The 13,103-nt window shown below is 42.2% G+C and carries 5 protein-coding genes, 2 rRNA genes and 1 other RNA gene; 6 read left to right on the plus strand and 2 right to left on the minus strand.

The genetic code is table 11. The annotated features are described in order from the left end of the window. Positions 1-118 precede the first annotated feature (118 nt). Positions 119-748: an alpha/beta hydrolase gene (locus MHH81_RS02025; protein ID WP_340917322.1), complete on the minus strand. Its 630-nt coding sequence runs from the start codon at positions 746-748 to the stop codon at positions 119-121. Between the two features lie 215 nt (positions 749-963). Between MHH81_RS02025 and MHH81_RS02030 the strand changes: the two genes are divergently transcribed. From MHH81_RS02030 to MHH81_RS02040, 3 genes are all read left to right on the plus strand, one after another. After that, positions 964-1,470 carry a YhcN/YlaJ family sporulation lipoprotein gene (locus MHH81_RS02030; RefSeq protein ID WP_340917324.1) on the plus strand — a complete coding sequence of 169 codons (507 nt, stop codon included), beginning with the start codon at positions 964-966 and terminating at the stop codon, positions 1,468-1,470. A 487-nt stretch (positions 1,471-1,957) separates the two neighbouring features. Further along, complete coding sequence (locus MHH81_RS02035; protein ID WP_340917326.1) at positions 1,958-5,770, plus strand: DEAD/DEAH box helicase; 3,813 nt, start codon at positions 1,958-1,960, stop codon at positions 5,768-5,770. A 33-nt stretch (positions 5,771-5,803) separates the two neighbouring features. After that, on the plus strand, positions 5,804-6,556 hold the full coding sequence (locus tag MHH81_RS02040) for a hypothetical protein (RefSeq protein ID WP_340917328.1): 753 nt from the start codon (positions 5,804-5,806) through the stop codon (positions 6,554-6,556). Positions 6,557-6,609: 53 nt separating this feature from the next. On the opposite strand, the gene MHH81_RS02045 is transcribed toward MHH81_RS02040, so the two are convergent. Further along, complete coding sequence (locus MHH81_RS02045; protein ID WP_340917330.1) at positions 6,610-7,419, minus strand: S1C family serine protease; 810 nt, start codon at positions 7,417-7,419, stop codon at positions 6,610-6,612. A 303-nt stretch (positions 7,420-7,722) separates the two neighbouring features. Here MHH81_RS02045 and ssrS point away from each other — a divergent pair. The 3 genes from ssrS (at position 7,723) to MHH81_RS02060 (ending at position 13,065) form a co-directional block, all read left to right on the plus strand. Next, positions 7,723-7,916, plus strand: a non-coding RNA gene (gene ssrS / locus MHH81_RS02050) — 6S RNA. Between the two features lie 431 nt (positions 7,917-8,347). Next, positions 8,348-9,901 (plus strand): 16S ribosomal RNA (locus MHH81_RS02055). Between the two features lie 235 nt (positions 9,902-10,136). Beyond that, a 23S ribosomal RNA gene (locus tag MHH81_RS02060) occupies positions 10,137-13,065 on the plus strand. Together the 16S and 23S rRNA genes form the textbook arrangement of a ribosomal RNA operon. The last annotated feature ends 38 nt before the right edge of the window (positions 13,066-13,103 follow it).

The following is a 13,103-nucleotide window of genomic DNA, read 5'->3' on the forward strand; positions in this document are numbered from 1 at the left end:
TGGCAGACTCACTTCTCTCCACGCCAAACTCAAGGTAATGGTGTGCTTTGGCTTCGTCCAAAGCGAACCCGATTACGATCAAGTGAAGACCAGGGAGCTTGCATTTTTCTTTTATGTATCAAATTCCTTTTAAAAATGAAATTAGATCTTGGTGATTTTCAGGCGTCACACCGTGCCCGTCACTGTAAGTTTTAAATATCACGTTTGCTTCTTGCTCCACAAAGAAATCTCTGCTGTTTGCACCCCACTGAGATGGAATAACGTAATCATAGTCACCGTGTGAAATAAAGATGTTCAAATGGTCTACCGGGCGTTTGCTATACTCTTCTTTTACAAATTTAGGAATATACCCACTCAACGCCACTGCTCGACTAATTTCATTTCCCAAAGTTAGTGCTAAAGTTTGTGCAAGCACCGCTCCTTGGCTAAAGCCGAGTACTGTAATGTTAGTGGGATCTAGCTCATATTCTACAATCGCCTCTCGGATAAATGCTTGAATATACGTTACTACTTTATCGAATACATCACGGATTGGTTTGCCTGCTTCTTCAATGGTAAAAAAAGCGTATCCTGGATTCGAAACAATCGGACCACGTAAGCTGAATATATGATGAGTATTCTCTAAATCCTCTACAAGCTGTGGTAAGTCTTCTTCATTACTGCCCATGCCGTGCAATAAAAATATCGAAGGTTGCTTTTCGCCATTTGACTGAGGCGCAGTATGTTTAAAAGTAAAAGGTGATTTCATTCGTTGATCTTCCCTTCAGGTTAAAGTATATCCATTTTATCATAGGAGATTACCTTGTTATACGTGTGTCATCCTAAGAAACTTCCGTCGAAGCGTTTGTTGCGCTAACACCAAGCGTTTTTTGCCATTTCAATATTTTTAAATTTTATGGATGAATAATACTGACTAAAATTCACATACTAACATCACTTGCAAATATAAAGGAGGAGCTTTTATTGCGTAAAATATTAACAATACCTATGACTTTACTTCTCGTAAGTTCATTGGTAGGCTGTGGAACTAATAATAAGGATGATCAGAAGGACAATGTCAATACATCTACAGATTCGGAAGTAAATAAAGAGACAACGACTGAGGGAACCACTACTAACGATGTGAATCAAACGAGCGACCACAAGCTTGAATTAGCGGATGATGTTGCTGATAAAATTACAAAACTAGAAGAAGTGGAAAGTGCAAATGTAATTGTAACGGATAATAACGCATATGTAGGGGTCATGTTGAAAGAAGGAGTAAGCTCGACTGAAGAGCTCGACAAGAAAATTGCGGATGAAGCAAGAGCGACGAATGCTAATTTTGCCAATGTGTATGTGTCAACGAACCCAGACTTTGCTAAGCAATTTACCGAATATGGCGAAAAAATTAGAGCAAATGAGCCTGTAGAAGGATTTTTTGAAGAATTTTCTGACACTGTAAAAAGAGTATTCCCTGATGCACATTAATTGCTTGTAAAAGTGAGCTCAGCTTATCAATCCAAATTTTGAAGGAACCGGTTTCCAAAGGGAGCCGGTTTTTTTGTCTTGAAAAGTAAGTTATTAGTTGGAATATCAGCGTACACAATTTTTCAAGGATGTATTTTTATTCTAATAAACGTCGATTTAATTTTCTCAAATGTACAGTAATTCACGATTTCTTCGAAAAATGCTAGGATATATAAGTTGGGTTTAATTAAATATAAGGCACTGTAAAATAAGATTATAGTTTTTGGAAGAATATATATGTGAATAAAATCCGCCAGTACTGCGGAAAAACGGGCTACCAAAACCACGCAACGAGCTTATAGGAACAAATCCTGCATTCGCCACATCCGTGTGGCAACGGATTCGTAACCGATATCCTATTGCCCTGAGGAGGCTTAAAAGTTCGTCAGCGGAAAACGAGTGGATTTCCTCAATATCATCATAGCTAAAAATAAAAGGAGGCCTGTTCATGAGACAAGCGGCAACCCTAGTAAACACGATGCGGTGTAACCTAATGATGACGAATAAAGCACGCAAAGGAATTCAGGAATGGTCAACTGATGAACATGCCTTTTTTAACATACAAAAATCTTTTGAAGTGCATATTGAAAAGCGACCAGTCAATTCGCATGGTAATATCTCTCTTTCTCTTTACTTTGATAATGCAACGAATACAGTGTTGGCAGAAAAGTTAACTGGAAGAGTGGCGGTAATGGAGTGTGTACTACAAAATGACGGTTTTCTTGCTACTGGTTTTCACGTACGTGGCATGAAAGTTCCAGTACGAACGAATAGACGCCTTTCGGTAGATTTAACTTTTGTTACTGCCCGTAATAATGGTGCAGGAATGCCAATTCAATTACATACAAAGATTCGAGAATTACCTGTAGCGGAAGAACGTTCAGAATACGTAAAAAAACGAATTTCCAGTTGGGAAGGGTATTTGAAAATTCAAGAACGCAATGCGGACATTGCGGATATTACAACAGCTTACTCCAAGCTACTATTAAACGAAGACTTCAGTAGAATGACACTAATCGGTAGTAATGTGAACAATAATGAATGGAATAAATTAAAGGGTCTAAGTGTTACTTTGAAAGGATTTCAAAATGACGTGGGTGAAGTGCTGAAAGTAGATCGAAATAAGAAGACGATCGAAATCGAAATCAAGCCCAAGTTTCGAGAAATGGCAAGACGAAATCAGTTGCATCCAAAATTGAAAGAAGCTGTATTTAGTAATTTTGCTACCCTTAGCCAAATTAGACGCCTTCGAAAAGGATTTGAAGACTTACAAAATGGCCTTGCAGAAAATGCTAACTTAGAAAAAATATTATTTGAAGATCGTCCGACTATACGTATTACAAGTAAGCAAGAGAAATTAGAATTTCATAATCAACTCAATGAGTTTCAGCAAGAGGCTGTCATTGGGGCTATGTCTGCAGAGGATCTTTATGTCATTCAAGGACCACCAGGAACAGGAAAGACTACGGTAATTTCAGAAATATGTCAGCAGAACGCAAAAGCTGGGCTTCGAACTTTAGTTGCTTCCCAATCCAACTTAGCGGTAGATAATGCGTTAAGTCGTTTACTTTCGAATAAAGACATTCGGATTTTACGCTTTGGACGTACGGAAAGCATTGAAGAAGAAGGTAAAAAGTTTATAGAAGAAAATGTAGGGCAATATTGGAAAGATCAAACATTGAGTGACTTACAAAATGAAATTGATTCCCATTCCTTCAAGGAAGGTCAACTAACAGGTGAGCTAACTAATTGTGAAGAGCGAATACAGTTGCTTGAAAACCAACTTACTTTGTTAGAAGAAAGCATAAAGCAAAAGGAAGCTGCTCGAGAGCAGCATATAGAAATAAGTAATGGAATTAAACAGCTTAAAAAGAGCTTAGTTCAATTGAAGAAAGAACGAGAAGAGCTTGAAAATAGTCTACAAACTTTGCAGAAGACATCTGACGAACTATCGAAAGAAATCCACCAGATGGAGCAGTACATCGAGTCTAATCCAACGAAGCAACAATTGATAGGGAAAATCGATCAATTGAATTTGGAAATGAATCAGATTCGTCATGAAATACTCTATCATGAAGCAACAGGGTCGTTACAAAAGATGGAAGAGATACTAGTGACAACTAGACGGAAATATCAAGTTGCACAGATAAAAATAAAAAGCATAGAAGAATTACTAAGTGAAATGGAATCTATTCGCAAGTTAGAGATATTAAGAAGCAGAGTGAATGACTCTGGGATTGAGCTCTCTCCTATTTTACAGCAGCAATTGATCGAGCTTGATCAGTTAATAGAGAAGATCAAATCATTTACTGAGTGGCAAGATGTAAATGCTCGATTGTTATCTGCGATTGATTATTTGGAGCGCTTACTGCGGAAGGATAACTTTCCAGTGGAAAACGTGAAAAATAATATTGGTAGAAGCGGGACTGTCTTTCATTCTTCTTACACGGTGAAAGAGATTCATCAGTTTATCGATATAATGAAGAAAATGTTAACTTCCCATAACGAAGAAGTGAATATGGAAAAACTAGCAATCTATTTAGAAGGACTATATGTCCGTAAGAACTTCGTATGGAAGCAGGGGGCTATTTTTCAACAGGCGAAGATTAATTCGACTAAGATGTTTCAAACGGTTAAGCAGCAAATGGTTGAGCAAGTAAAGCAAACCAAAATGACGATGGAGCAGACTATAAATGAGCTAAAAAATAACGGAATTACTCAAAACGAACAGCAACAGCACCTCCAGGGGCGAGTAGACCAACTACAGAGGGAAATAGGTCCTGTTCATGACATACCCTCACTACATCTATTGCAAACAGATGTACGCGAGAAGGAGGACGCACTAACTAATTTAAAGAATATAGAAGTAACGCTCACAAATTATGTAAATCAATTAGAGCTGAAAAAGAACAAAGTTAAAGGTATGGTTGAACAAATTGAAGTGTACGCAAAAGCTCTCCAAGAAAAAGAGAAGGAAAGTAAGCGAGTGAATTCGGAAGGTTTGGAGCAGGAAAGACAATTAAAAACGCTAGACGAAATATTGCAGCGAAACCCCGAGGAAGAGCGTGAAAGAACTAGAAGCGAAATAACCTTTCTGTCGGAGAAAAACATATCCCTTCAACAAGAAAAAGATCGCTTACCAATCACTCAATCCCTGCAGAACGAATGGTTTTCATTACTGCAAGATGCAAATGACCATGATTTAGATGAGATCCGGAAACTCTATGTACGGCACGCAAACGTTATTGGGACAACCTGTGTTGCATCTGCCAGAAAAGAATTTATGGAGAATTATCCAACCTTCGATGTGGTTATTATCGATGAAGTATCCAAAGCAACACCACCCGAACTACTTTTGCCAATGTTAAAGGGTAAAAAGATTATTCTAGTTGGAGATCATCATCAGCTTCCTCCTCTTGTTGGGGAAGATACATTGGATGAAACACTTAAAGCGATACTGGAAGAAAGTAACGATTTTGAAGAGAAGGAAGAATTGAAGAAGCTATTAAAAGAGTCTTTATTCGAGCGTCTATTTAAAAACCTACCGAAGAGCAATAAAACGATGCTAGCCATCCAATATCGTATGCATGAAAGTATCATGGAAACTATTACGCCATTTTATGAAGAAGAAAATTATCGTCTGCAATGTGGTTTAACGGATTCAGATACTATGCGTGACCATTTACTTGAATCTCACTATGTCAAAAGAAACGATCATCTCTTGTGGCTTAATATGCCAAATGAAAAAACTTACTTTGAAGAGCGCATGAAGGACGGTAAGAGCCGATTCAATCAAGGAGAATTAAATACCATTCGAGAAGTTCTAATTGATTTGGATAAAGCTACGGAAACTGCGAAAAAAGAAGGTAGAATGAAACCAGAGGAAAGAAAGAGTATAGGTGTTATTAGTTTTTACGGTGAACAGGTGAAGCGGATAGATCGCCTAATTCAACAAGAAATTAGCTTGAAGCACTTAAACTTTAGAACAGGAACTGTCGACAAATTTCAGGGGATGGAAATGGATGTAATCCTATTAAGTATGGTTCGTAATAATCAAGATAAGAGTGGGGACATCGGATTTGCTAATGATTATCGTCGATTAAATGTAGCGTTATCACGAGCGAGAGAGTTGCTAGTACTTGTGGGAAGTGCAGAGATGTTCACAAAACGTGCGAAGCAGAGGGATTCTAGAGAGATGTATGAACGCTTGCTTCGTATTGTTAAAGGTCAAAATGGTTTCCGAGACCATAAAGGGAACTAGAAAATAATAAGTGTAGCTTAGGGGTATAGGAAAATGCGTGACTTGGAGAAGCGTTTAAAAAAGGAACTGCAACAGAATATAAAAGTGAAATTGATAGATTCTGCTTCATGGAGCATTGCAGTTCATTCTATTGAAGTGGAGTTCAAGCCGATAAAACGGATGAAGATGGATGTACTCATGAAAATGATGCTACTTACTTTTCAAAAAGCGAAAATTGCCAAAGCAGATCAATTAAGTGATTTATTACTAGTGGAGCAGCTATTTCTTGAGGATTTACTTAACATTATGGGGAGAACTGGATTAATTGAAAAGAGAGAGAGTGTATTTGCTTTAACAGATAGAGGGCTCCGCCAACTTGAAAATGGGATATTTGAAGAGGAGCAAGAAACGAAGACCTATACTTTACTCTATAGCCCTTGCCATGAAGACTTTTTACAAGGTGAAATCAAACCTGCTTTAGATGGAGAAGAAGAATTAGAGATTTATCGGTATGCAAAGGAAGAGAGCGTTAAATTAAAGTTTGAGGATTTGCAGGTAATAGATGCACTTCGAACTAGTGGTGTGGAAGCAGAAGAAGGAGACGTCCAAACCGTTGTATCCAAAATAGTCTCTACATCAGAGCTCTATATAGATGATGTCCCATGCTTAGAGTTTATCCTGTATAACGAAGAGGAGGACCTCTTGTACGCTCGGGTGTGGAATACTTTGCTAGAGAAGTGGGATGAAACGCTTGAAAATGAGTTAAATGAAAAAGAGCGTGTGAACTGGAAAGAAAAATACTTGTAATTTAAGCTGAAACACCCCACATACGGTCATTGACTTGGATGGGGTGTTTTTTTCTATTCAAAGTTTTGTTGTTTATTGTATTCATCAATAGGGATGAATAATCCAACCTTTCCATACTCATCATGGTCTAATGTAGCGAACACAACGCCGATTACTTGCCCTTTTTCATTCAATACAGGACTGCCACTATTGCCACGGTAAACCGGTGCCTTCATCATCATAACAGGGACATCCCAATCGCTTAATTGAAAATAATTTATGATGGTACCTTCATTAGCTATTCCTGTAAAACTTAACGGATTACCGATAAAAGAAATATGGTCTCCTTCTATATAAGTAGTTTGTTCTGCGAGCTCTAAAAAAGGGAAATCTTCTCCTTCCACTTTTAATACAGCAAGATCAACGGATGGATACGTGTTCACAACATTTGCTTTAAAGCGCCCGTCCTCGGGGAATTCAACTGTTACAGTACCATTTCCTTCGATGACATGATAGTTAGTTAGGATAGTTCCATCACTGGATATAGAAAAACCTGTTCCTTTTCCATCCTCTGTTAAAACAACTACAACAGACTCCTTATAGAGCGCGATGTCTTCTTGGGTCGATAATCTTGCAGACGTTTTTATAAATTCAATCGCGGGGATGGAGTAAATTTGAAAAATCACAGCAAATGTATTAATAAACAAAACCATAGCCATTAGCCAGAATATCCATTTAGGAAAAGGCCTCTTTATTGTGCGTCCTGTTTTTTCACGTGGTTCATTAAGAAGTGCTTCTCGCTGTGCCTCTAATACAAGTTGCTGCAGTTCTTCATCGTCTATTTCTTCGTCCATATCAATATCTCGACGCTCATTCGGATCCATGCACACACATCCTCACTTATATAGATAATGTTATTTCTTATTATACATAAATGTTATCGAGTTCTTCATGATAGATAAGGTGTAATTTAGTTAGAAATTTATAAATGACAAAAAGGGGGGATGAGGGTTGAACTAAATGTCCGAGCGTGGAAAAAGCAGCTCTGTTAAAGGGAAATCATCTAGTTGCTATAATTTAATGACGGAAAGAGAAGCATGCTCTACTTTGCAAAAACGATTAATGTAATGATTGTTGAGTAAAATCATTTTCCTTGAATTAAATCCGAAATGGGTTTAATATATCAATATAAGCTGCATTGTACGTATGGATATTAAGTTTTAACCTTTATGCTGTAACAGGGAGTTTTATATAGATGCTGGAATGACAAGCCTTATTCTCTTTTGACAATGAGGACATGCAAGATAGTTTCTGCGAACACCCACTTTGAGGAGTGGTGGTTTAAAACTTTCTTATAAAGTACGGCAAAAGCGGCTTACTAAATTTTATTATTTTAAACCGGTTTCCAAATGGAGACCGGTTTTTTGTTTGATATGATAAGTTCTATTAGTATTTGCTCGCCTTTTCCATTCTCTAAATAATGTGTTGCTTATTCATCTTGAAAACTTTTTAAAATTATAGTAGAAAAATACTTGTAAATGTCTTCAAAGGATGATATATTATTTTAGCTGTCTTTTTAATTAATGACTTTCCTAGAAAAAACAAATTAAAAAAATTATTGACATTAATAACGAAATTTGTTATGATATAAAAGTCGTCAAAACGAGACAACAACATGAACATTGAAAACTGAACATGCAAAACGTTAAGACATATAGCTTGAAAGACTAACATCTGTTAGTTTGATAGCAACAATTTTTGACATCATTTAATGATGATGCCAGCAAAACAAATGAGCTTTTTAAGTTCTCTATTATGGAGAGTTTGATCCTGGCTCAGGACGAACGCTGGCGGCATGCCTAATACATGCAAGTCGAGCGAATGACGAAGAAGCTTGCTTCTTCTGATTTAGCGGCGGACGGGTGAGTAACACGTGGGCAACCTGCCCTGTAGATTGGGATAACTCCGGGAAACCGGGGCTAATACCAAATAATCCATTTCCTCACATGTGGAAATGTTAAAAGACGGTTTCGGCTGTCACTACAGGATGGGCCCGCGGCGCATTAGCTAGTTGGTAGGGTAACGGCCTACCAAGGCGACGATGCGTAGCCGACCTGAGAGGGTGATCGGCCACACTGGGACTGAGACACGGCCCAGACTCCTACGGGAGGCAGCAGTAGGGAATCTTCCACAATGGACGAAAGTCTGATGGAGCAATGCCGCGTGAGTGAAGAAGGTTTTCGGATCGTAAAACTCTGTTGTAAGGGAAGAACAAGTACGAGAGTAACTGCTCGTACCTTGACGGTACCTTATTAGAAAGCCACGGCTAACTACGTGCCAGCAGCCGCGGTAATACGTAGGTGGCAAGCGTTGTCCGGAATTATTGGGCGTAAAGCGCGCGCAGGCGGTCCTTTAAGTCTGATGTGAAATCCCACGGCTCAACCGTGGAAGGTCATTGGAAACTGGGGGACTTGAGTACAGAAGAGGAAAGCGGAATTCCAAGTGTAGCGGTGAAATGCGTAGAGATTTGGAGGAACACCAGTGGCGAAGGCGGCTTTCTGGTCTGTAACTGACGCTGAGGCGCGAAAGCGTGGGGAGCAAACAGGATTAGATACCCTGGTAGTCCACGCCGTAAACGATGAGTGCTAAGTGTTAGGGGGTTTCCGCCCCTTAGTGCTGCAGCTAACGCATTAAGCACTCCGCCTGGGGAGTACGGTCGCAAGACTGAAACTCAAAGGAATTGACGGGGGCCCGCACAAGCGGTGGAGCATGTGGTTTAATTCGAAGCAACGCGAAGAACCTTACCAGGTCTTGACATCCCGCTGACCGTTCTAGAGATAGATCTTTCCCTTCGGGGACAGCGGTGACAGGTGGTGCATGGTTGTCGTCAGCTCGTGTCGTGAGATGTTGGGTTAAGTCCCGCAACGAGCGCAACCCTTGATCTTAGTTGCCAGCATTTAGTTGGGCACTCTAAGGTGACTGCCGGTGATAAACCGGAGGAAGGTGGGGATGACGTCAAATCATCATGCCCCTTATGACCTGGGCTACACACGTGCTACAATGGACGGTACAGAGGGTCGCAACCCCGCGAGGGTGAGCTAATCCCATAAAACCGTTCTCAGTTCGGATTGTAGGCTGCAACTCGCCTACATGAAGCCGGAATCGCTAGTAATCGTGGATCAGCATGCCACGGTGAATACGTTCCCGGGCCTTGTACACACCGCCCGTCACACCACGAGAGTTTGTAACACCCGAAGTCGGTGGGGTAACCCTTACGGGAGCCAGCCGCCGAAGGTGGGACAGATGATTGGGGTGAAGTCGTAACAAGGTAGCCGTATCGGAAGGTGCGGCTGGATCACCTCCTTTCTAAGGATATATTACGGAATACAGATCTTTATCTGTATCTTAACGTTTTGCAGTTCAGTTTTGAATGTTCATTTTTATGAGCATTTGAAAACTTGTTCTTTGAAAACTGGATAAAACGACATTGAAAGAAATAAATTCAAGAAATTCAATTTGTAATCACTTCGGTGATTATATGTTGTGTAGTACTTTTAACTACTAATTTTGAATGGACTCCAAGTAATTGGAAGCCATATTAGGTTAAGTTAATAAGGGCGCACGGTGAATGCCTTGGCACTAGGAGCCGAAGAAGGACGGCACTAACACCGATATGCTTCGGGGAGCTGTAAGTGAGCTTTGATCCGGAGATTTCCGAATGGGGAAACCCACTGTTCGTAATGGAGCAGTACATTTACGTGAATACATAGCGTATCTGTGGCACACCCAGGGAACTGAAACATCTAAGTACCTGGAGGAAGAGAAAGAAAAATCGATTCCCTGAGTAGCGGCGAGCGAAACGGGAATAGCCCAAACCAAGAGGCTTGCCTCTTGGGGTTGTAGGACACTCTACATAGAGTTACAAAGGAATGAGCTAGACGAAGCGATCTGGAAAGGTCCGCAGGATAGGGTAAAAGCCCCGTAGTCAAAAGTTCATTCTCTCTTGAGTGTATCCTGAGTACGGCGGAACACGTGAAATTCCGTCGGAATCTGGGAGGACCATCTCCCAAGGCTAAATACTACCTAGTGACCGATAGTGAACCAGTACCGTGAGGGAAAGGTGAAAAGCACCCCGGAAGGGGAGTGAAATAGATCCTGAAACCGTGTGCCTACAAGTAGTTAGAGCCCGTTAATGGGTGATAGCGTGCCTTTTGTAGAATGAACCGGCGAGTTACGATTACATGCAAGGTTAAGTTGAGAAGACGGAGCCGCAGCGAAAGCGAGTCTGAATAGGGCGAATGAGTATGTGGTCGTAGACCCGAAACCAGGTGATCTACCCATGTCCAGGATGAAGGTAAGGTAACACTTACTGGAGGTCCGAACCCACGCACGTTGAAAAGTGCGGGGATGAGGTGTGGGTAGCGGAGAAATTCCAATCGAACCTGGAGATAGCTGGTTCTCTCCGAAATAGCTTTAGGGCTAGCCTCAAACGTTAAGAATCTTGGAGGTAGAGCACTGTTTGGACTAGGGGCCCATCCCGGGTTACCGAATTCAGACAAACTCCGAATGCCAATGATTTATGTTTGGGAGTCAGACTGCGAGTGATAAGATCCGTAGTCAAGAGGGAAACAGCCCAGACCACCAGCTAAGGTCCCAAAGTATTTGTTAAGTGGAAAAGGATGTGGCGTTGCTTAGACAACCAGGATGTTGGCTTAGAAGCAGCCATCATTTAAAGAGTGCGTAATAGCTCACTGGTCGAGTGACGCTGCGCCGAAAATGTATCGGGGCTAAACAAATCACCGAAGCTGTGGATTGATACCTTTGGTATCAGTGGTAGGAGAGCGTTCTAAGGGCGTTGAAGTCAGACCGGAAGGACTGGTGGAGCGCTTAGAAGTGAGAATGCCGGTATGAGTAGCGAAAGACGGGTGAGAATCCCGTCCACCGTATGACTAAGGTTTCCTGAGGAAGGCTCGTCCGCTCAGGGTTAGTCGGGACCTAAGTCGAGGCCGATAGGCGTAGACGATGGACAACAGGTTGATATTCCTGTACCACCAAACCACCGTTTGAGTAATGGGGGGACGCAGAAGGATAGGGTAAGCGTGCTGTTGGTTATGCACGTCCAAGCAGTAAGGTGTGAATGTAGGAAAATCCGCATTCTATAACATTGAGCTGTGATGGCGAGGACTTAGTCCGAAGTTCCTGATTTCACACTGCCAAGAAAAGCCTCTAGCGAGGTGATAGGTGCCCGTACCGCAAACCGACACAGGTAGTCGAGGAGAGAATCCTAAGGTGAGCGAGAGAACTCTCGTTAAGGAACTCGGCAAAATGACCCCGTAACTTCGGGAGAAGGGGTGCTCTTTTGGGTGAATAGCCTAGAAGAGCCGCAGTGAATAGGCCCAGGCGACTGTTTAGCAAAAACACAGGTCTCTGCAAAACCGTAAGGTGAAGTATAGGGGCTGACGCCTGCCCGGTGCTGGAAGGTTAAGAGGAGTGCTTAGCGCAAGCGAAGGTGCGAATTGAAGCCCCAGTAAACGGCGGCCGTAACTATAACGGTCCTAAGGTAGCGAAATTCCTTGTCGGGTAAGTTCCGACCCGCACGAAAGGCGTAACGATCTGGGCACTGTCTCAACGAGAGACTCGGTGAAATTATAGTACCTGTGAAGATGCAGGTTACCCGCGACAGGACGGAAAGACCCCGTGGAGCTTTACTATAGCTTGATATTGAATTTTGGTGCAACTTGTACAGGATAGGCAGGAGCCTTAGAGCCCGGAGCGCCAGCTTCGGAGGAGGCGTCGGTGGGATACTGCCCTGGTTGTATTGAAATTCTAACCCATACCCGTAACCCGGGTAGGAGACAGTGTCAGGCGGGTAGTTTGACTGGGGCGGTCGCCTCCTAAAGTGTAACGGAGGCGCCCAAAGGTTCCCTCAGAATGGTTGGAAATCATTCGAAGAGTGTAAAGGCAGAAGGGAGCTTGACTGCGAGACCTACAAGTCGAGCAGGGTCGAAAGACGGGCTTAGTGATCCGGTGGTTCCGCATGGAAGGGCCATCGCTCAACGGATAAAAGCTACCCCGGGGATAACAGGCTTATCTCCCCCAAGAGTCCACATCGACGGGGAGGTTTGGCACCTCGATGTCGGCTCATCGCATCCTGGGGCTGTAGTCGGTCCCAAGGGTTGGGCTGTTCGCCCATTAAAGCGGTACGCGAGCTGGGTTCAGAACGTCGTGAGACAGTTCGGTCCCTATCCGTCGTGGGCGTAGGAAATTTGAGAGGAGCTGTCCTTAGTACGAGAGGACCGGGATGGACACACCGCTGGTGTACCAGTTGTTCTGCCAAGAGCATCGCTGGGTAGCTATGTGTGGACGGGATAAGTGCTGAAAGCATCTAAGCACGAAGCCCCCCTCAAGATGAGATTTCCCATTACGCAAGTAAGTAAGATCCCTCAAAGACGATGAGGTAGATAGGTTCGGGGTGGAAGCGTGGCGACACGTGCAGCTGACGAATACTAATCGATCGAGGACTTAACCAAAATAGAATTTGAAGAATTCAATGTCTTTTATCCAGTTT

This window comes from Psychrobacillus sp. FSL H8-0484, from assembly GCF_038005325.1.
Taxonomy (GTDB): Bacteria; Bacillota; Bacilli; order Bacillales_A; family Planococcaceae; genus Psychrobacillus.